This is a genomic window from Acinetobacter sp. LoGeW2-3 (genome assembly GCF_002688565.1).
Taxonomy (GTDB): domain Bacteria; phylum Pseudomonadota; class Gammaproteobacteria; order Pseudomonadales; family Moraxellaceae; genus Acinetobacter.
Genome location: NZ_CP024011.1, coordinates 552,986 through 572,103, shown reverse-complemented (window position 1 = coordinate 572,103; position 19,118 = coordinate 552,986). Strand labels below are relative to the sequence as shown.

At 42.7% G+C, this 19,118-nt stretch carries 21 protein-coding genes and 1 pseudogene; 9 read left to right on the top strand and 13 right to left on the bottom strand.

Annotated elements, in window-relative coordinates; genetic code table 11:
- Positions 1-125 precede the first annotated feature (125 nt).
- Positions 126-2,015 (top strand): hypothetical protein, encoded by a 1,890-nt coding sequence (locus tag BS636_RS02785; protein WP_099337413.1) that lies wholly within the window; start codon positions 126-128, stop codon positions 2,013-2,015.
- Between the two features lie 148 nt (positions 2,016-2,163).
- Here BS636_RS02785 and BS636_RS16425 read toward each other — a convergent pair.
- Positions 2,164-2,450: pseudogene (locus BS636_RS16425) on the bottom strand (beta-lactamase hydrolase domain-containing protein); the annotation flags it as partial.
- A gap of 122 nt (positions 2,451-2,572) precedes the next feature.
- The gene (locus tag BS636_RS02775; RefSeq protein ID WP_071321295.1) at positions 2,573-2,908 is read right to left on the bottom strand and encodes a TIGR01244 family sulfur transferase; all 336 of its coding nucleotides are present in this window, start codon (positions 2,906-2,908) and stop codon (positions 2,573-2,575) included.
- A 124-nt stretch (positions 2,909-3,032) separates the two neighbouring features.
- Here BS636_RS02775 and BS636_RS02770 point away from each other — a divergent pair, with 124 nt between their 5' ends.
- The 3 genes from BS636_RS02770 (at position 3,033) to BS636_RS02760 (ending at position 4,807) form a co-directional block, all read left to right on the top strand.
- Complete coding sequence (locus BS636_RS02770; RefSeq protein WP_099337412.1) at positions 3,033-3,929, top strand: alpha/beta hydrolase; 897 nt, start codon at positions 3,033-3,035, stop codon at positions 3,927-3,929.
- A complete protein-coding gene (gene trxC, locus BS636_RS02765) occupies positions 3,930-4,361 on the top strand; it encodes a thioredoxin TrxC (protein ID WP_099337411.1) in 432 nt (143 codons plus the stop codon).
- A 74-nt stretch (positions 4,362-4,435) separates the two neighbouring features.
- Entirely contained in the window at positions 4,436-4,807 is a 372-nt protein-coding gene (locus BS636_RS02760; RefSeq protein ID WP_416202909.1) for an acyl-CoA thioesterase, read from the top strand.
- A 190-nt stretch (positions 4,808-4,997) separates the two neighbouring features.
- Here the strand turns inward: BS636_RS02760 and BS636_RS02755 are convergent, their stop codons facing one another.
- Positions 4,998-5,510 carry a DUF4442 domain-containing protein gene (locus BS636_RS02755; protein ID WP_099337409.1) on the bottom strand — a complete coding sequence of 171 codons (513 nt, stop codon included), beginning with the start codon at positions 5,508-5,510 and terminating at the stop codon, positions 4,998-5,000.
- 27 nt (positions 5,511-5,537) lie between these two features.
- Positions 5,538-6,026 (bottom strand): YajQ family cyclic di-GMP-binding protein, encoded by a 489-nt coding sequence (locus BS636_RS02750; RefSeq protein ID WP_004816006.1) that lies wholly within the window; start codon positions 6,024-6,026, stop codon positions 5,538-5,540.
- Between the two features lie 91 nt (positions 6,027-6,117).
- Here BS636_RS02750 and BS636_RS02745 point away from each other — a divergent pair, with 91 nt between their 5' ends.
- Positions 6,118-6,432: a rhodanese-like domain-containing protein gene (locus BS636_RS02745; protein WP_099337408.1), complete on the top strand. Its 315-nt coding sequence runs from the start codon at positions 6,118-6,120 to the stop codon at positions 6,430-6,432.
- Between the two features lie 211 nt (positions 6,433-6,643).
- On the opposite strand, the gene mnmC is transcribed toward BS636_RS02745, so the two are convergent.
- The 4 genes from mnmC to BS636_RS02725 are packed head-to-tail and all read right to left on the bottom strand — an operon-like array spanning position 6,644 to position 10,063.
- Entirely contained in the window at positions 6,644-8,548 is a 1,905-nt protein-coding gene (gene mnmC, locus BS636_RS02740; protein WP_099337407.1) for an FAD-dependent 5-carboxymethylaminomethyl-2-thiouridine(34) oxidoreductase MnmC, read from the bottom strand.
- Positions 8,549-8,587: 39 nt separating this feature from the next.
- Positions 8,588-9,115 (bottom strand): hypothetical protein, encoded by a 528-nt coding sequence (locus BS636_RS02735; protein WP_099337406.1) that lies wholly within the window; start codon positions 9,113-9,115, stop codon positions 8,588-8,590.
- A 5-nt stretch (positions 9,116-9,120) separates the two neighbouring features.
- Complete coding sequence (locus BS636_RS02730) at positions 9,121-9,423, bottom strand: YciI family protein (RefSeq protein ID WP_099337405.1); 303 nt, start codon at positions 9,421-9,423, stop codon at positions 9,121-9,123.
- 28 nt (positions 9,424-9,451) lie between these two features.
- Positions 9,452-10,063 carry a septation protein IspZ gene (locus BS636_RS02725; RefSeq protein ID WP_099337404.1) on the bottom strand — a complete coding sequence of 204 codons (612 nt, stop codon included), beginning with the start codon at positions 10,061-10,063 and terminating at the stop codon, positions 9,452-9,454.
- 44 nt (positions 10,064-10,107) lie between these two features.
- Between BS636_RS02725 and BS636_RS02720 the strand changes: the two genes are divergently transcribed.
- Positions 10,108-10,959, top strand: a complete 852-nt coding sequence (locus BS636_RS02720) for a PHP domain-containing protein (RefSeq protein ID WP_099337403.1) — start codon at positions 10,108-10,110, stop codon at positions 10,957-10,959.
- A 16-nt stretch (positions 10,960-10,975) separates the two neighbouring features.
- Here BS636_RS02720 and BS636_RS02715 read toward each other — a convergent pair whose 3' ends face one another.
- The 3 genes from BS636_RS02715 to radC form a co-directional block, all read right to left on the bottom strand.
- Positions 10,976-12,004, bottom strand: a complete 1,029-nt coding sequence (locus tag BS636_RS02715; RefSeq protein ID WP_099337402.1) for a hypothetical protein — start codon at positions 12,002-12,004, stop codon at positions 10,976-10,978.
- A 78-nt stretch (positions 12,005-12,082) separates the two neighbouring features.
- On the bottom strand, positions 12,083-12,994 hold the full coding sequence (locus tag BS636_RS02710; RefSeq protein ID WP_099337401.1) for a bestrophin family protein: 912 nt from the start codon (positions 12,992-12,994) through the stop codon (positions 12,083-12,085).
- Between the two features lie 68 nt (positions 12,995-13,062).
- Complete coding sequence (radC, locus tag BS636_RS02705) at positions 13,063-13,761, bottom strand: RadC family protein (RefSeq protein ID WP_099337400.1); 699 nt, start codon at positions 13,759-13,761, stop codon at positions 13,063-13,065.
- A 113-nt stretch (positions 13,762-13,874) separates the two neighbouring features.
- On the opposite strand from radC, the gene coaBC reads away from it, so the two are divergent.
- The gene (gene coaBC / locus BS636_RS02700) at positions 13,875-15,149 is read left to right on the top strand and encodes a bifunctional phosphopantothenoylcysteine decarboxylase/phosphopantothenate--cysteine ligase CoaBC (RefSeq protein WP_099337399.1); all 1,275 of its coding nucleotides are present in this window, start codon (positions 13,875-13,877) and stop codon (positions 15,147-15,149) included.
- Positions 15,150-15,350: 201 nt separating this feature from the next.
- On the top strand, positions 15,351-15,854 hold the full coding sequence (locus BS636_RS02695) for a hypothetical protein (protein ID WP_099337398.1): 504 nt from the start codon (positions 15,351-15,353) through the stop codon (positions 15,852-15,854).
- Between the two features lie 70 nt (positions 15,855-15,924).
- Here BS636_RS02695 and dusA read toward each other — a convergent pair whose 3' ends face one another.
- Positions 15,925-16,950 (bottom strand): tRNA dihydrouridine(20/20a) synthase DusA, encoded by a 1,026-nt coding sequence (gene dusA / locus BS636_RS02690; RefSeq protein ID WP_099337397.1) that lies wholly within the window; start codon positions 16,948-16,950, stop codon positions 15,925-15,927.
- 296 nt (positions 16,951-17,246) lie between these two features.
- Here dusA and BS636_RS02685 point away from each other — a divergent pair, with 296 nt between their 5' ends.
- Positions 17,247-17,891, top strand: a complete 645-nt coding sequence (locus tag BS636_RS02685; RefSeq protein ID WP_099337396.1) for a HEPN domain-containing protein — start codon at positions 17,247-17,249, stop codon at positions 17,889-17,891.
- A gap of 6 nt (positions 17,892-17,897) precedes the next feature.
- Here the strand turns inward: BS636_RS02685 and BS636_RS02680 are convergent, their stop codons facing one another.
- The gene (locus tag BS636_RS02680) at positions 17,898-19,085 is read right to left on the bottom strand and encodes an MFS transporter (RefSeq protein WP_099337395.1); all 1,188 of its coding nucleotides are present in this window, start codon (positions 19,083-19,085) and stop codon (positions 17,898-17,900) included.
- Positions 19,086-19,118: the final 33 nt, after the last annotated feature.

Sequence of the window (19,118 nt, the reverse complement as noted above, 5' to 3'; positions counted from 1 at the left end):
TTAATTAAAAGTTAGCATATAAAAGATGACTCTTGCTTTTATTTATATAAAAATTTATCTATGATTACATAATCAACAAAAAAATATTGATAACACATTTTTTAATTAGGGTCTTCGGGGTTTACATGATCAATAAACAATTGAGTACGAAATTGTCAGTGCTTACATTAGCGCTTGTGTTGGCCGGCTGTGGCGGTGGTGGTAGTGACGGATATTATAATAATGGCACCGGGAGTCCTTCTACAGGTGGCGATTCAACGGATGGAGAAACAGTAACGAATCCTGATGCAGTGCCTACTAATTATCATATTTTGATGAGCAGTGATAAACCTAAGTTATTAGTGACGGGTGATACAGTAGTCGTGACTGTTAAACTAGTCGATGTAAATGGTGGTGGTGTATCTGATCAGCCAGTAACTCTTGCAATTGACAATACTCAATCAAATGGAATAACGATTGATGGTAGTTCGACAGTAATCACAGATTCAAATGGTAACGCAATTTTTAATTTATCATTAGATCCATCAAATATTTTAAACTCTCGCGATCTTATCGCTAATGGCGTTAATTTGAGCGCTACTTTTAAAGATGGAACTGGAAAAATTACATCTCAAGCTAGAAAACTAGAAGTAATCGAATCTATTCCAACCTCTGAGATTGCTCAGTACCATTTGGAAGTGACTTCTAATAAACCTACTTTAGTTATTACCGGTGATAACGCGACTATTACAGTCAAAGCAATTGATGGTAATGGGGGAGGAGTAGCTGATCAGGATGTCACATTATCAGTTATTAATACAAAAAATAATAGAGTTACTATTTTAGGTAGTTCAGTTAAGAAAACAGATGCTGATGGTAATGCTCAATATAGTATTACTTTACCAAGAACTGAAGGTACACTAGCTGATACACTCATTAAATCGGGCATTATTTTAAATGCTACAATTAGCAGTGCGAATGAAAAGCTTAGTGAGCAAACACTCAAACTCAATGTATCAAAAGGACATGTAGAACAGCCGATTGGTAATATCACCTTTGGTAAATCAAGTGAATTAGAAAAATCTTCAGATGCACTATATTACAGAGAAGCACTTTCAGCGCATGTGGTAGATATCAATGGTAATCCTTTATCAAATTACAAAGTAACAATGAATATTGACTTACTACGTGCTGGTTCAGGTGTATTTACAACAAAAGAAAAATTGCAAGATTTACGAAATCAACGTTTAATTCCTGTTCGTAATCAATTATTGCAAGAAAATTCTAACTTGCGCCAACAAGAAGCTATCTTAACGAATTTACAGAATGCACCGATTCAATCGACAGCTATTTCTAATTTAGAAAATAGTATAAGAACGACGCAGCAATCAATACGCTCTGCAAGAATAAGTTTAGCTGATGCAAATACTGCATTAGCATTAGCTCAAAATGCAGAAGATGAAGTTAGGATTAAAGCAGCCCAAGCTTCAATTGCAACAATTCAGGGAAGAATCAATGTTCTGAATATTCAATTAGAAGAGTTAAATGATGATTTAAGTAGAGCAATTAGTGCTGAAAACAATGCTAAGCAGCAGAGAGTGAATCAACAGCAAACGGTTGTTAATCAATTTAAAAATCAAGTGCAGCAGACTCAGGATAGAATTAGTAATGTTGAAAAATTAGAATTACCTTCACGCTTACAATCTTATTGTGAGTTATCAAATAAATCTAATATACAACTTGCTACAGGTTTTGTAGATCCGACTGGAAATATTACGCCAAGCTTTACTTATACGACTGATGCTACAGGTAAGTTTAACTTTAGCGTACAATATTTAAGGCAATATGCTGGTTGGCAAACTGTTGAATTTAGAGCACAAACAAATGTAAGTGCAAAAAATATTAATTCTAGTTTTGTATATACACTAGGATTGCTTAAAGATGACTTTGATGCAGAAACAGGTCAACCATTTGACAGTAGTCCTTACGGTAATAACTGTGTTCAGGTGGATCCATTCATGCCTTTACTACAATAATTTGAATAAAAAAACAGCGCTTCGGCGCTGTTTTTTTTATGGGAGCTAACTTTAAATTGTGGTTCCCACACTCACACCCACAGTCGGCCGAACATTCATTGAACTACAACCAACAAAACTCAAGCTTAAACAGATGATCAGTAAAAGTTTATTCATAAATGAATCCTTGTTTATTTGCCTTGTTAAATAAGGCAACAGAGCGTGTACCACTGCGACACACCATTAAAATGGGTTTAGATAATTCATTATAGGATTTGGAAAATTTTCAATGTTCTGTTGTGTAATTTACCCATTAATAACAGGTCGATAAATCACACTGGCATGATGGCGCTCTGCAATAGTACGAAGCTGACCAACCGATATCTCATTACCAGTTTCCTGATCCGGACGGTTGACGATGATTAATTTAAAGCCCTGTTGTATTAATTCCTGAAACTAGGGGTTATTAATTTACCTGGCTACACTAACTTCAGGAGTAAGTGACCAACTTAATTATGCAGCAAAGCTGAATGTAGCAATGCTTAGGCAGCCCAAGCATTGCATATTTTCAAAAGCAATTAGTCATCCAACAAATCCATTTGTTTCGCGATTTGATACAGGTTATTAGAACGGTTACCTGTACGGCAGAACATCAACAATGGTTTTGGTAGTTCATTATAGTGATTGGCAAAAGTGCGGACATCGAGTTCAGTGATCTGACCTGCAACCACAGGTTGATGCACATAATCCAGGCCTGCTGCACGAGCAGCTTCTTCAATTTGTGCACTGGTCGGCTGATCCGGGCCGCCTTCCATATCCGGGCGGTTATTGATAATCGATTTAAAACCTTTCTCAACCACTTGTTCGATATGTTCTGGACCAATTTGACCTGCAAAGCCTACATTTTCGCTCATGATGTCACTCCATCATTTAATTTATAAAGATATGCTTTATGATAGCATTAAGCTCAAAAATGAGCAGAAAGATCTGGAATTTTTATAAACGAATACAACCATAAAATAACGCAACGGAGCGCGTATGTACGCATATACAGTTGAACCACTGTATGTCAAAAGCGGTCAAGATGTCATTGCTGCTGATTTTTATCGCCCCAAGAATATACAAAAGCCAGCGGTAATTTTAATGGCGCATGGTTTGGCCGCTTTACGTCATTTTGAATTGGTCAAATATGCTCAACGGTTTGCTGCAGCCGGTTATGCAGTCATTTTATTTGATTATCGCTACTGGGGCGGCAGTACCGGCCGACCACGAGAACTGGTTTCGATTAAAGCCCAGCTTGAAGACTGGCGAACCATGATTGCTCATGTCAAAGCGCGTAAATCTCTTGATTCCAAACGTATTGTGCTTTGGGGAACAAATCTGAGTGGCGGTTATGCACTGACACTTGCTGCAGAATCCAAAGATGTACAGGCGATTATGGTACAGGTACCATTTGTTGATGGAGCAGAAAGTGCCAAACTGTATCCTTTACAGCAACTACCCAAAGCCCTGAAGATTTCCAGTCAAGACTATATGGGTTCCAAAGTCGGGATGGCTCCACGTACTTTACCCGTCGTTGCCCAAAATGAACTTTGTTTCTTGCCGACACCAGATAGTTACCAAGGTTACCTTTCAATCGTTCACCCCGACCATTATTGGAGTGGAGAAATACCAGCCCGGGTATTCTTTAAACTGATTCGTTACCGACCAATTCAGGATGTGCGCAAGATTACGGTTCCGGTGTTATTTATCGCTGCAAAACAGGATAGCCTGATTCCGATTGAGTCTAGTCGTGAGACAGTAACCAATATTGCACCATTTGCCCAATATCATGAGTGGAATATGCAGCATTTTGATATATATCATGGGGAATGGTTTGAAAAAGCAATTTCGACCCAATTAGAATTCTTACATCAATATATTGGAGTTCGTTAGATGATCATTGTATGTCCGTCATGTCAGGCCAAAAACCGTGTGCCTGAAGATAAACTCACCGCGAGTCCTGCATGTGGTCAGTGTCATCAGGGCTTAATTCCACTTGCACCGATTGAACTCAATGAACAGAATTTTAGCCAGTTCGTCACTGGCAGTGATTTACCGATTCTGATTGACCTCTGGGCAGACTGGTGTGGGCCGTGCAAGATGATGGCACCACATTTTGCAATGGTGGCACGGCAGTATCCGAATGTAGTATTTGCCAAAATTGATACTGAAGCGAATCCAAGACTCAGCGCTGCATTTAATGTTCGTAGCATTCCAACACTGGTTTTGATGAATAAAACTGATGAAATTGCTAGAATAAGTGGCGCGCTCAGAGCACCTCAGCTGCAACAGTGGCTGGATCAACATCTGAATGCCAAATCCTAATACCCAGGCCTGGAGTTAACGTGTCAGATTCTCATGTAAAACCAGAGGGAGTTCTTTCCCTACAGACAATTGCAATGCCAGCAGATACCAACTGGAGCGGTGACGTATTCGGTGGCTGGATTGTTTCACAAATGGACTTGGCCGGTGCGATCCACGCAGAACGTTTTTCCAAAGGACGTTGTGCAACGATTTCGATTAATCAGATGACTTTCCTGGTGCCGGTAAAAGTTGGTGATGTAATCAGTTGCTATACCAAGATTTTGAAAGTAGGGAATACCTCGATTCAAATGCAGATCGAAGTGTGGGATAGTCACGATGACTCCCGTCCACCTGTACGTGTCACAGAAGGGGTATTTACCTTTGTTGCTGTAGATGTCAAAGGCAATAAGCGTCCGATTCCAGATGAAGCAAAACAGAAGTTCATTGATGCTCAACAAGCGAATTGATGAATGCAAAAAACCAGACGATATGTCTGGTTTTTTATTTTTGGAAATTTAAATTCTTAAGCACTGATTTTAAAGTTAAAAAAATTAAATAGTTTTTAAGCTGAGAAGGGAGCAAGCAGTCAATATCTTGATAGAGGATGAGGATACTTTTAAATAATCCCAAATTCAGTTAGCACATATTCTTAAAAAATTAAGATATCGCTTTCGTTTTAAGCTGCGATTTAGCGATCCATGCCCATAGCATTTCACACTGAATAGGTGCTTCGCCGGATTCATCGGTGACGACCACCGATACCAATGTTTCGCCTTTATCTGTACTTTGCATGAGTTGCTGCTGCTCGGCAGTCAAGGTTGCTACGGCACGCATTGCGCCTTGAGCCGGACGTTTATAATCAATTTTGATGCTTTTAATCAGAACGATTGCAGAATCAGGTACATTCATTGCGGTGACAAATCCTGTGGCTGTTTCTGCAAGCAGTGCCATGGCACAGGCATGAACCTGACCAATATGGTTCTGCATGGCTTTATGATTAGCCATGCTCACAACCACCTGGTCGTGGCTGACCTGTTCATAGCGGATTCGGGCAGAACCGACCATCGGTACCACACGTCCAAAGGTTTTACTCAGCAGTGCAGTACGAATGCCGTGTGGAAGTTGTGAACTTGCTTTTACCAGTTTGGAGAGTCGATTGCTTTTGGCCATGGTTCTATTATCCGAAAATAGACTATCTTAGTCTTTAAAGTTGTTGAACTGTAAAGGCACACCAAATTGTTGTTCTTTCAGGAATGCCATAATTTGTTGCAAAGTATCGCGCTTTTTATCTGTCACACGAATTTTGTCGCCTTGGATAGAAGACTGCGCTTTAATGCCACTTTCTTTAATGGCTTTATTAATTTTTTTTGCAGTATCTGAGTCAAGACCATCTTTCAGTTTGATCACTTGGATATAGTTTTTACCTGAAGGTGCACCTTTTTGTGGATCAAGCGCCTGAATATCTACTTTACGTTTAAAGAAGTGATTTTCTAGCATGCTATAAACTTGTTCACACTGGAAATCACTTTCAGTCTTGATTTTGATTTCTTTATTTTTTTCGTTCAACTCGATTGAAACGTCCTGACCACGGAAGTCAAACCGGGTCGCAATCTCTTTTTGCGTGTTTTGAACCGCATGGTTTACTTCAAAAATTTCTAATTCAGAAACAATATCGAAAGAAGGCATAGTTTAGACCTTTACAAATGGAAAGAATATCTGAGATGCTAGGGATGTTTTCTCAATTTGCCAAGTGTTGTTTACATCAAAGGAGTGCGCAATGATCCGTAAACAAGAAATTACAACATTTGAGTTCCCAGAAGGTGCCGTAATCTGGGATGTACGTGATTCTAATGCTTTTGCTGAAGCACATGTTAAAGGGGCGGTAAACCAGCCCATTAACGATCTTTCAGCAGAGAGCCTTACTCAAGTGTCCACGGATCAGCCGATTTATATCCTGTGTGGTGGAGGTAGTAAAGCCCCTCGTGCTGCTGAAAAACTAGAGGGTTTCGACAGCTCTCGTGAATATGTCATCCTGATGGGTGGTACACGTGCTGCCCGTGATGCAGGCTTGCCGCTGGAACAGGGTGCCTGATTAAGCTTTAAAACAAAAAAGCGCCGTCAGGCGCTTTTTTGTTTTAAAGGATAGTTTATTGACCTCTCCCTTGCGCAGCAGTGCTGCTCATCTCCTGAAAGGAGAGGGGACTCCTCCCTTTTCTAAAGGGTGAGGAACATTGTTCCGTAAAGGAGGGATTTTCTTTACTTATAATCCCCCTAAATCTCCCTTTTTCAAAGAGGGACTTTCTTTAACCTTCAGGCTTAAAGTAAGGCTTCTTCACTTTTACTTTCTTTTCAAAGCGTCTGATATCCAGTTTCTTGATGATATTCGTAGATGCAGGACAGGCTTCTCCTAGAATCTGTGCAGACAGGATTTCACTGCATAGTGGTGCAAACAGGAAGCCTTTGGAACCTAAGCCAGCAAGACTATAAATTTCCTGATCGGGTTTAAGTTTTCCAAGTAATGGAAAATAATCTTTACTCTGCGCACGAACGGAAGCACGACCTTGCCACTCACTGACATCCGCCAAATTCTGTGCATACTCTGGAAATACCGAATGGATCAGTTCACGGTTATGTATATGGTCTTCTTCCAGTACTTCGACATCATCGCGATTGATACAGAAAGAAGCACCTAGCAACAAATGCTTTTCATCAAATTGGATACAGTAACCGCCGTAGCTATAGGCAATATTTGGATCGAGTGGTTGTTCACTATTTTCGACCCAGCTCACCTGTCCACGAATTGGTTTCAGTTCGGGATGTCCTTCCAGCAATTGTGGCGTATTCAGTGCGGTACAGACAATGACATGGTCAAACTGTCCTAAAGATTGATCATCAGCAAACAGTTCTGGACGAGACAGTGGCTCAATCCGGCTAATCTGCGACTGGATATAATGAATATTAGCGTGTTGCAGAATTTCATCGCGTAGCTGCTGTGGCGATACACCACCTGCTTGTAGCAATGCCAGTGCTGGATATTCCGTCGCTAAAGACTGCTGATCTTGATCAGGAATTTCCAAAATACCGCTAGGATACTCATCCTCCAGTGCTAATAGGTTTTCTGGATTTTTTAATGCCAGCTGCTGGACTTGAAGTGGGCGAAAGGCTTTGAACTGTGGATAATGATTTAGCGCATGTTGCCAAGCTTGGGTCATTAAATGTTCAGCACTTTGAGCAATCGAAGACAGTTTTGGATTGAGCAGGGCGAGGGGATTACCAGAACCTCCTGAAAGCGGTGCATTTTGATCAAATAGTGTGACTTGATGCCCGCGTGTGGCAAATGCCCAAGCAGTACTTAAACCGGCAATACCAGCGCCAATCACCGCAATCTGACGTGCTTGATATTTTAATTCTTTATTTAGCGAAGTTTTTTTTTGAGTATGATCTTCAGAAACTTCTGTTGCTCGCTCTTCAGCTTTAGGCGGATTCCAGATTGCTTTCAACATTTCGCGTTTATGACCAAAGCCACGGGGACGTGAAATAGAAATATCATGATTTCTGAGCCCGCGTTTCAGTACGCCGGCGACGCTAAAAGAGGAAAAGGTCGTACCGTAATCAGAGAGTCGCACGATATTATTCAGCACATTTTCTTCCCACATATCCGGATTGCAGGAAGGGGCAAAACCATCCAGGAACCAGGCATTGACTGGCGCAGTTTTTTCGATTACTGGAAAGATATCATGTGCATCACCCAGCCATAAATCCAGTGAGAATCGCTCATCCGGAAAGCTAAGGCGATGACAGCCAGCAATTGGCATTGGATATTGGGAAATCAACTGATCTGCGAGTGGTTTTAGTTCGGGCCAGGCATTTAAGGCACGGATCAAATCAGGTTTAGAAAGTGGGAATTTTTCAACTGAAATCGCATGTAGATGGCTGTGATTATCTGGACGTACCTGTTGCCAGAGTTGCCATAAGGCTAGAATATTAAGGCCTGTACCGAAGCCCGTTTCACCTACGCAAAAATATTCAAAAGGTTTTAATTCGGTTAGGCGAGTGCTCAGATCATTGCCATTTAAAAACACATGACGCGTTTCAAGCAGGCCATTGTCCTTAGAAAAGTAAACATCACCAAACTGTTTGGAAACCGGCACATCAATGCCATCCACCAGCTGCCAATCGAGATCGGCAGTTTGAATTGCGTGAGACAAAACGGATACAACCTTCAATACATCAGGAAAGGGAATAGCTTACCATTGACGACGACGTTTGGTATAAACATAGCTCGCAATCAGGAAGCCGAGTAGTACGCCTACAGCCAATGTTGCAGCGCCGTAGAGGAACATTTGCGCACTGCGTTCACTTTGCAGTACCTGCACCTGAACTCCGAGATTATCGTTCTTCAGCTGGAGTTCCTGATTTTGGGTCAGCGCTTCAAGATTAGCTTTTTCCAGTTGTTGCAGACGTGTCGCCTGATCTTTGACCAATGCCTTTACTTTAGCATCTTGCTGAGCCTTGTTTTTGGCGATGTCTTCCGCAGTTAACGGCTTGGCAGCAGGGTTTTGCACGAGCGGATTATTTGAAGCAGCCACAGGCATGATGCCAGGTTTATTGGCAGGCAGCGTTTGCGGTGGCGTATTTGCCACCGCGGTTTGCACAGTTGCTGGTGTATTTTGCGCTGGGGTAGCAGCAAGTTCTGCTGCTGGTGTCGCTTCAACCGCCAAGGCAGTTGTGCAGGCAAGGGATAGACCGATTAAACTGGCAATTACAGCGTGCATGTACCTTATCCTTGTGGGAATGCTTTATTGAATGGTTTAACGTCAATATGAGCATAGACGCCTTCTTTTAAAAATGGTTCTTCCTGTAACCATTCATCTAATGCTTCACGGCTGTCAAAGTCCACAATGATGGTGCTGCCATAAAAACCTGCTTGAGGATTACCCGGTTCTTTTGGCATCGCGCCAGCAACGATTAAACGACCTTCATCATCTAATTTTTGCAGACGTTCAAGATGTTGGGGGCGGATTGCAAGACGTTTTTCTACTGTACTTTCCTGGTCGGTGCAGGTAACAACAAATAATGACATGGCAGTTCTCGATGATTTAGTTTAACTTTTATTCAGCAGCTTTAAAGTATTTGCGCAATACAATGAACTGAATAATGATAAAGGAAAACATCACGATCATGTCACCAAATGCGGTAAATTCACCCCAATATTTTCCATCCATATACATATAAGCAAAGAAGCAATGCAAGAATGACATCACTGCAAACATCGCTGCCCAGGCATAGTTGAGCTTAAACCAGCCTTTTTCAGTTAAATTAAACACCGGTCCAAACAGACGCTGGATTAATGGTTTTTTATCTTTACTGAACCATGGCGAAAGCAGGAATACGCCAGAAAACACCAGATTTAGCAAAACTGCTTTGAGGCGGATATAGAAATCATCACTGAGCATCAGGGTGATGCCACCGAAGATGACCGTCATAAACAATACGATCCATTGCTGTTTGTCCAGACGGAATTTTTGCGAAACAAATAACGCGCCGTAGACCACTAACATGGAAATGATCAGACCTGTGGTTGCCACAAGAATATTGTTATTGTCGACACCGCCTGCGGAGCCAATCAGCTGGAGTAATGGATGGTTGGTGTCTTTAGGGTCTACTGTCTTATATAAATAAAAGAAAATAATGAGTGGCACAAAGTCTAAAAGTGCTTTCATGTTAGAGTATCTAAATCTGATCAAATAAATGTCATAGTATAGAGATGCACGGCGTAGATTTACATACACACAGCAATATTTCTGATGGAACCTTGAGTCCACAGCAGCTGGTTAAGGCCGCAGCAGCGAGCTTTATCCATACTCTGGCCTTGACTGATCATGACACCATGGACGGATTAGAGCTGGCACGTGAGGTCGCGAAAGATCACGAAATTAAGATCATTTCCGGTGTGGAGATCTCCAGTCAATGGTCACGTCCTGCTACCAAAAAGAATTATGTCGTGCATATTGTGGCGTTGGATATCCAAAATCCTGAGCCACTACAACAGGCTTTGGAGCAGCAAAAACGGATTCGGGCTGAACGCTCGAAAAGAATCTGTGAACTACTGACTCCATTGATTGGACAGGATATTTATCCAGATGTAGTAGCCAAAGTCGACAATATCCCAGACCGTGTTACCCGTACCCATATTGCTAAAACGCTTGTTGAAAAGGGAATTGTTACCCGTCCACAACAGGCCTTTGATAAATATATCAAGGAAGGTAAGAAAGCCTATGTGAAGTTTGATGGGCTCGGACTGGAAGAAACCATTCAGGTAATTCATGCCAGTGGTGGTTATGCTGTGCTGGCGCATCCAACCCGTTATGATTTATCTGCAACCAATATCCGTTACTTAATTGAAATTTTCGCCAAGTTTGGTGGTGATGCTGTCGAACTGCCACCAGCGGTAGATCCAGCTTCTACCCGGCAGATGGTCGATCGGATGATTGCTGAATATGGATTAAAAGTTTCTGTAGGCAGTGATTATCATGGTGAAAATATGCCTTGGATCAAGCTTGGCCATATCCCAGCTGTTAAAGAAGAGCAGGTTGGTATCTGGGAAAGTTTTCGGTAATTAAGGTACTTATTAGTCAGGCTTCAATAAATGGTGATTGCTTATGCTGCTGGATGCTCATGCCTCGCAGGCAGGCGACTACCAAACTCAGGAGCGCCAGTTGCCAATCTGCTGTCGTGGCTGCAAACAGTAATAATGCAGCGATCAGCATATAGTTCAATAAATTGCGATAAAGAAAAGGATGATGCTTAGAAATTACAGCTTGCCGGATTTCTGGATGATGTTTGAAATCTCGATAACGTAAAAAATCAATCAGATTAGCGAGCGCCAGTTCCAGTTTGTCAAAATGTGCTGCTTTGCAGGACACCCGATAGTATTTGCCATAATTGGTACTTAGCTTAAGCGTATAAGATGGAGAGTCATCTTCACGACTCGCCTGAATATGTGCAACTCTCGGTAAGTCCAGCATGAGTCGACTTGGGATATGGTCGAAGTAAATCCGTCCACGGATCGGCGTTGCGATATAATGCTGTAGATGCTGAAAATTCTGATCACCATCATATGCATATAGTTGCACAATCCAGCGTGTACGCATCAGATAGTAGACCAAAACCTGCTGGCCAATGAGGGCATCACTGGGCCGAACATGGATATCCAGATAAGGCTCTGTGTTAAAGACCTGATTCAGGTCGACATTAAACCATTGTGGTGTTTCATGATCATTGAGTTTTAATAGTAGTTGCTGCTGTTTGTGTAGCCGGGTCGTGTGAATCTGACGTTGCCCCATAATCGTGGCATCTGAGCTGCGTAAAGCTCTTTCACGGATATCCTGAGCCAGCTTCGAGTCGATCAAGTATTGTTGGATCAGAAAAGGAAATTTGAAATATTGTTTCCAGTCATAACTGACACTCAACACCAGTATGAAGCTGATGAGAAGTAGTAAAATCCAGTACTGTTCTAAAGGATGAAATAAAATACCTTGCCAGGCCAGCACACAGCCGAGCGCAAATAAGCCCCCGCTACAAAGTAGCAAGGCCGCTAGAGCTGCAACAGGACGCGTCACCGGCTGCGGCGTATAACGATGAATCCGTTGCTTGATATTCATAAAATCTTATTTTTATTGTTTTCATTATTTTAATTTTGAGCTGAACACATGGGTTGGGTTCAACTGTAATCGCATTTCTTATAATAGATTATGATCTTGAGCCTGAATAGGTGGTGGCGTTGGCTTGCCTAAAGTACCCAAGAGTTCAATTTCAATGGTACGGACCATTGAATCAAGTGGTAAGTCATTGCTTTGTGTACCAAAAGGTTCTTCAATTTCAGAACTAAGGGCATCTAAACCCAAGAAAGTATAGGCCAAAATTCCGACCAATAGAGGCGTAACCATTCCAAGAGTTGAGCCCAGGCTGAATGGCAGCATAAAACAGAAGAAATACACCGTACGGTTCAGCAATACTGAATAGGCAAAAGGCAGTGGAGTGGTGGCAATCCGGTCACAGCCGGTCTGAACAATACTCAGCTCAGCTACATGCTGGTTCATCTGCGCATAGATAATGTCCGAGATTTCACCTTCTTTCAGCGCTTGCATCAATTCCCATTGAATCAAACTCAAGGTGTACTGTGGTGCATTGGCCTGTTGATAGAGTTGTTGCAATGCCTGAGGGCTCATCCCGCTGGTCTGTACCAGTTCGGTTGGGTTGGCAGTCTGATGACGCAGGCGATCGCGTAACACATTGGCAAAGACAATCACATGCTGGATGACCCGCTCACGACGTGCCTGAGTCAAGATACGACAGTCACGGTCAAAATGACGCGCATTGGCAATCAGAATACCCCAGAGCTTGCGAGCTTCCCACCAGCGTTCATAGGCTGCAGAGTTCTTAAAACCGAGGAAAATCGATAGCACTACCCCGATCAGGGTAAAGCCGACCAAAGGTAATTCTGGTAAATGTACATAATTGACATACGATAGCCCACCAATAATGGCAGAGATGAGCATGACCACGCCTAAAGGTGGCAGCACCTTCGGTAAAATCGTTCCCCGCCATGAAAATAACACTTTAAAGATACTGGGTTGGTCACGTACGATCATTTATTGGAATCATCACAATTTTTTTCATGATCTTCATCACTTGTCAGATCTTTGTCAAGCGCTATCGTTCAGAGTGTTACCGTATTGATGAGTTGCTGCTCGGCAAAGGAAAAACTGCCTTCCGGGGCAATGATACAGTGGTCAATCAGGCGGATTTCGATCAGCCGACAGGCCTTTGCAATCTGCTGGGTAAGTTCAAGATCGGCTGCGGAAGGTCGAGGCTCTCCGAGTGGATGATTATGGGCAATCACAATCGATGTTGCCTGTTGTTGAATGGCATGTCGTAGTAACTGATTAATCGAAATCTCACAGGAATTAAGTGAGCCATAAAACAATTTTTTAAAGCTGATTTTTCTTAATCCAGCATCCAGGCACAGCACCGCAAAGACTTCCTGAGTTTCTCCAAGTAGCTCGAAGCGTAGATAGTCCATGATTTTTCGTGAATGATTGAGCTCCAAAGCATCCTGCCGAAGATGCTCGGCAATATAGCGCCGTCCCAGTTCTTTGACTGCCATGAGTTGGGTAAATTTACTGACACCCATACCGTGAAACTGGCTAATTTCTTGAATAGGCGCATCCAATAAGGTGCTCAAATGTCCAAAATGCTGAATCAGAATGCGGGCCAGTTCAACTGCAGAATGCTGCTGCGAACCGGAGCGCAGGAAAATAGCCAGTAGTTCGGCATCGGAGAGACTTTGTGGGCCTGACTGTAACAGGCGTTCGCGTGGACGTTCCTGTTCAGGCCAGTGTTTAATCGAAAATTGCATATTTATTAGACTTATTTATTATTAATTATTGTTTTTCACCCAGAAAGGTCTCTTGGGCATGATCTTATTTAATGCTATTGTGAGCGCCACTGCAACAGAAAGGTAGCCTGTTTGTGAGCTTCGACGTAAGTGTAATTCCTCATAAAAATATTATTTTAGCTGTGACAGGTGGCATTGCTGCCTACAAAAGTGCAATTCTGGTTCGCCGTCTGAAAGATGCCGGTTTTAATGTCCGCGTGGTTATGACGCAAGGTGCACAAGCCTTTATCACGCCACTGACGTTCCAGGCGCTGTCGGGTAATCCTGTGCATACTGAATTACTTGATCCAGAAGCTGAAGCAGGCATGGGGCATATCGAGTTGGCACGCTGGGCAGACTTGTTACTGGTCGCACCCGCAAGCTGTGATACCTTGGCTAAATTCGCTGCCGGTCTGGCGGATGATCTACTCAGTACACTTTATCTAGCTACCAAAGCACCAGTCTGGGTAGCACCAGCTATGAATCAGCAGATGTGGGCGGCTAAGCCGACACAACGCAACTTGGCTACTTTGATTGAAGATGGTGTGCATGTAATTATGCCAGATGCTGGCTCACAAGCCTGTGGTGATGTGGGCTTAGGCCGTATGCCAGAACCTGAAGATCTGGCACGTCAGGTGACCGAGTATTTCCATAAGGCCCAACGTGCGATTGCTGAAAAATTTGGTCAGCTGGCAGGTAAGCGTGTCACGATTACTGCGGGTCCAACACGTGAAGCGATTGATCCGGTACGTTATATTTCCAATCACAGTACCGGGAAAATGGGCTTTGCATTGGCAGCAGCTTGTTATGCCGCAGGTGCAGATGTGACACTGATTGCCGGACCGGTGACTTTGGATACGCCAAATGGTGTTAAACGCAAAAACGTTAGCTCAGCGGTGAAAATGCTGGATGAAAGCTTGCATATGCTGGAACAGGGCTGTGATATTTTCATTGCCACTGCTGCGGTTGCAGATTACCGCGTAGCGCAAGTTGCAGAACACAAGATCAAAAAAGCGGGTGATGAGCTGAATGTCGCACTGATCAAAAACCCGGATATTGTCGCAACCATTGCCCAACAGGAAAAACGTCCATTCATGGTTGGCTTTGCCGCAGAAACCCGCAATATTGAAGAATATGCAGCTGGAAAACTGGTTGCGAAAAAACTGGATATGATTGCTTGCAATGACGTTTCCCGTGCAGACATTGGCTTTGCTTCCGATGAAAATGCCATGACGGTATTCTTTGCAGAATCTTATCAAATGGAAAAACGCGATCTGGAAAAGGCTTCGAAACAGGAAATTGCCCAGCAACTGGTTGAAGCCATTCACGATGCACTACATCATGATCCTTCCCAAGATGATGACTTCTAAATTGATCATATTTAAAAGCCCTGCATCGTCAGGGCTTTTTTATTTATACAAAATTGACTAAATGGTCAAAAGAAAACAAAGAATTTTGACCCTGAAATATACTTTCGTCTATTTCTTGTTCAATTTAAAAAAGATAAAATAACAATATAAGAATCAGAAGTTTTTTATTTTCCAGCCTCGAACTTGAGCACTGGGGGTGGTATGAAAAGAATAAGTCTATTATTTCTGGTCTTGATATTGTCAGCCTGCAGTTACTTCGTTTCTATTGATGAACTGTCGCGCAATATTCAGGCTCAGATGCAGCGTGAATTTGATTCCAGTTTGGATTATCGCCATTACCGGTTAAAAGTCATGGATGTAAAAATCGTGGAACGTTCTCACAATTCTTTTCAGGCGATTTCCCAAGTGCAGTATCAAGGAGAATCATTTCCGATTAAGGTCTTGATCCAAAAGGTAGAACAGGGTTATAGCTGGCAGCTGGAAGAGGATGCATTTGCCTTTATTGATGAAGTGGAAATTCAGCGATATGAACAACAGTTACAGCAAGAACTGGCGATGATTTCTGCGGAGTTCGAGCACGATGATGGTTTTGATGATTATCAAGTGAATAAGACAACTACGGCCGTGGAGCAGGAACCTTCTATGGCATCACAGCGGGTTGAAGAACCGATTCCAGTAGGGAATATTACAGCTTATAGTCAATAATCTATTGCGTTAAATGACCTCAATAAAAAAGCACCTTCGAGCGGTGCTTTTTTTAATTCTAATCTAAAAATTAAAGATTCTGGGCTTGTTGTTCGAGCAGGTAGTCTTCAGTGCGTTTAATCGCTTCTTGAATATTGAACAAGGCATTCTCTACATCTTTTAAGGTTTTGGCATTGCCACCACTTAAAGCCTGACGCCATTTACGTGCACCTGGCAAGTTCTGGAACAGACCTAGAATATGACGGGTAATAATTGACAGTGGTGCACCTTCTGCCATACGTTGGGCAATATAAGGCATCATCTGTTGCATGATCTCAAAACGGTCCGGCGCTTCAAGATTCCACAATCGGCCCAGCTCAGCCAATAGGTACGGGTTGTGATAAGCCTCGCGACCAATCATTACGCCGTCCACATGTTTTAGATGTTCAATCGTTTCCGCATAGGACTTAATCCCGCCATTGATTTCAATCAGCAGTTCCGGACGTTCCTGTTTCAGACGGTAGACATCTTCATAGCGTAGCGGTGGAACTTCACGGTTTTCTTTTGGTGATAAACCTTGTAACAGCGCAATTCGCGCATGCACAATAAAGTTATTACAACCTGTTTTTGCTACAGTATCGACAAAATGCAGCATTTCTTCATAAGATTGCATGTCATCGATGCCGATGCGGTGTTTCACGGTAACCGGGATATCTACCGCATTACGCATCTCGCCAATACATTCAGCCACTAAATCTGGCTCAGCCATTAAGCAAGCACCGATTTTATTGTTCTGTACACGGTCACTTGGGCAGCCGACATTCAGGTTAACTTCGTTGTAACCCCAGTCCTGTGCCATCTTGGTACAGGTCGCGAGCTCTTTGGGATTAGAGCCGCCAAGTTGTAACACAATTGGCTGTTCTTGCTGATTAAAGTCCAGATGACGTTTGGCATCGCCATAAATGATCGCGCCAGTGGTCACCATCTCGGTATAGAGAATGACATTCGGGTTAAACAGACGTGCAAAGAAACGATAGTCTTTGGTGGTCCAGTCCATCATCGGCGCAACACTGATGCGAGGTTGAAGTTTGTTTTCAATGGTGCTGAGATCAGTCATTCAAAATCACGCCTTAAATGAAATGGAAGAGTAGTAACACAGTACAAGAATGAGCAGAAAGTGCTTAAAATCTGCTCAAAAAAGCAGTGCTGCGAAAAGAGGGCGTAATATTAGCATAAAAGCTGCATGACTAAAGGCTGAACCGCAGGGGGATATTGAACTGTCAATTTTGATTGAGAGACTCCACCAGGAAAACCGCTGGGATTAAAAAATAAATTCCCAGTCATTCAGCAAGACTATATTTTTAGATATTTAAGATTAAGATAAAGAAAACGAGATAAATAAGGAGAATAACGATGCTTATGTTGGAGGAAATTTATAAAAGCAAAAAACCTCAGCATTCAGATTATTTTAATTTACGTGTCCAACGGGGAATTAGCTGGTTTAAGAAAGCACTAGAACTGGATGATGAATTAGAGTTTAAGTTTATTAGCTTATGGATCAGTTTTAATTCGATCTATGCGCAGGAAACCGAGAGTCGTCAGGATCAACACAGTCTGCATCAATTTTTGGAAACCCTCTGTCAAAAAGATATGGAGCAAAAACTTCAGCATATCGTTTGGGAGAAATACAGCCAGCCGATTTCTGCCTTACTGAATAGTCCTTATACCGATCAAGGTTTTTGGGATTATCGTCACCAAAAAGTTAGTTTGGAAAGCTGCCGTGAAACATTAGCTCAGCAAAAACAAAAGATACAAAAGGCAGTGCAGGATCATAACTTGAGTGAAATGCTATTGGTGATTTTCAATCGTCTTTCTAGCTTACACCATCAGATCACGCAGGGCGGTACGACTTACCATAGCTCATTTAACATGAAGCAGTTACAAAACAGTTGCCGTGTACTGGCGGGGTTGTTGCCCACTTTTATTTGCATTCTTTTAGAAAATTCAGCCACTTGGGATTCAGGCAAACCGCATTATCCAGTGGTGCAAGTTAGCTAGATCTGATTAAGCTTGTATTCGGCGCTGCTGCCATTGATCAATCAGGGCAAAACAGGTGGCAGCCAGCGCAAAACCCAATCCGGTCAGACAGCTCATATTCCAGCCACCATGATGCCAAGCATATACGCCAGCAGCAGAACCACAAGCACCACCAATAAAATATAAAGTCATATAAATAGAATTAATGCGGGATTTGGCATCAGGACGTAGACGGAAAATCACATTCTGGTTACAGCTATGAGTAATCGCCAATCCTAGATTGATCAGGGCATAACCTAGAATATAACTGATCAGTGATGTGCCACCGAAATAGAGAAATAGCCAGCTTCCTACCAGAATTGAACAGCCTAGCCAGCTGAGCAATTTGATATAGCCTCGATCAGCCCATTTGCCAATAACCTGGGTGGATAATGCGCCAAAGACACCCACCAGAGTTACCAATCCGACCATAACATCCGCTAGATTAAATGGAGGTTGTGTCAGCAGTAGGGCAATGGTCGAAAACAGGATGCTCATCGCGGCAAAGGCAAAAGCACCGGTAAGAGAACGTAGTACCAGTCGTGGTTCTTGAGCTAAAAGGTGGCCCATGGATTTGAAAATCCCGGCATAGCTAATGCGGAATTTTGGCAGAGTCGGTAGTTGACCACGTAAATAGATGCCCAAAATTAGCATTGAAACTGAACTCAGCGCATAGATGACTTTCCAATGAAACAAGTCAGAGAGTAATCCTGCAATACTGGTCGATAGCAGAATTCCGACCAATAAACCACTCATCAGGAAACCAACCACTTCGCCAGTTTTTTCTGGTTTAACGGTCATGGCTGCTAAAGGGATGAGGACTTGTGCAGCGACTGAAAACAGACCCGCGATAATCGTCCCAAACCAGAGCATGGGTAAAGTGACTGCAGTCGCACAGATCATTAGGCCAAGCGCAGCTCCCCACATTAAGGCAGGAATCAGCTTGGTCTTATTTAGCATGTCTCCTAATGGCACGATGAACAGTAAACCTAGCGCATAAGAGACTTGAGCAAAGGTTACAGTCAGGGCGACTTGCGATTCAGGCACCTGATAATACTGTTGAATAGAGGAAATCAAAGGCTGGCAATAATAATTGGCTCCAGCACACAGACCACATGCAATCGCCATCAGCCAGAGTAACGGTTTATTTTGACTGATATCGAGAGAAGCGTTCATGAGTGGATTCTGATTCCTTGCTGTTTTTAGGTG

Excerpts from the sequence above, each read along its gene's own strand:
- BS636_RS02785 (WP_099337413.1), top strand. The coding sequence starts at position 126 with ATGATCAATAAACAATTGAGTACGAAATTGTCAGTGCTTACATTAGCG.
- BS636_RS02775 (WP_071321295.1), bottom strand. The coding sequence starts at position 2,908 with ATGAGCGAAAATGTAGGCTTTGCAGGTCAAATTGGTCCAGAACATATC.
- BS636_RS02770 (WP_099337412.1), top strand. The coding sequence starts at position 3,033 with ATGTACGCATATACAGTTGAACCACTGTATGTCAAAAGCGGTCAAGAT.
- trxC (WP_099337411.1), top strand. The coding sequence starts at position 3,930 with ATGATCATTGTATGTCCGTCATGTCAGGCCAAAAACCGTGTGCCTGAA.
- BS636_RS02760 (WP_416202909.1), top strand. The coding sequence starts at position 4,436 with ATGCCAGCAGATACCAACTGGAGCGGTGACGTATTCGGTGGCTGGATT.
- BS636_RS02755 (WP_099337409.1), bottom strand. The coding sequence starts at position 5,510 with ATGGCCAAAAGCAATCGACTCTCCAAACTGGTAAAAGCAAGTTCACAA.
- BS636_RS02750 (WP_004816006.1), bottom strand. The coding sequence starts at position 6,026 with ATGCCTTCTTTCGATATTGTTTCTGAATTAGAAATTTTTGAAGTAAAC.
- BS636_RS02745 (WP_099337408.1), top strand. The coding sequence starts at position 6,118 with ATGATCCGTAAACAAGAAATTACAACATTTGAGTTCCCAGAAGGTGCC.
- BS636_RS02735 (WP_099337406.1), bottom strand. The coding sequence starts at position 9,115 with ATGCACGCTGTAATTGCCAGTTTAATCGGTCTATCCCTTGCCTGCACA.
- BS636_RS02730 (WP_099337405.1), bottom strand. The coding sequence starts at position 9,423 with ATGTCATTATTTGTTGTTACCTGCACCGACCAGGAAAGTACAGTAGAA.
- BS636_RS02725 (WP_099337404.1), bottom strand. The coding sequence starts at position 10,063 with ATGAAAGCACTTTTAGACTTTGTGCCACTCATTATTTTCTTTTATTTA.
- BS636_RS02720 (WP_099337403.1), top strand. The coding sequence starts at position 10,108 with ATGCACGGCGTAGATTTACATACACACAGCAATATTTCTGATGGAACC.
- BS636_RS02715 (WP_099337402.1), bottom strand. The coding sequence starts at position 12,004 with ATGAATATCAAGCAACGGATTCATCGTTATACGCCGCAGCCGGTGACG.
- BS636_RS02710 (WP_099337401.1), bottom strand. The coding sequence starts at position 12,994 with ATGATCGTACGTGACCAACCCAGTATCTTTAAAGTGTTATTTTCATGG.
- radC (WP_099337400.1), bottom strand. The coding sequence starts at position 13,761 with ATGCAATTTTCGATTAAACACTGGCCTGAACAGGAACGTCCACGCGAA.
- BS636_RS02695 (WP_099337398.1), top strand. The coding sequence starts at position 15,351 with ATGAAAAGAATAAGTCTATTATTTCTGGTCTTGATATTGTCAGCCTGC.
- dusA (WP_099337397.1), bottom strand. The coding sequence starts at position 16,950 with ATGACTGATCTCAGCACCATTGAAAACAAACTTCAACCTCGCATCAGT.
- BS636_RS02685 (WP_099337396.1), top strand. The coding sequence starts at position 17,247 with ATGCTTATGTTGGAGGAAATTTATAAAAGCAAAAAACCTCAGCATTCA.
- BS636_RS02680 (WP_099337395.1), bottom strand. The coding sequence starts at position 19,085 with ATGAACGCTTCTCTCGATATCAGTCAAAATAAACCGTTACTCTGGCTG.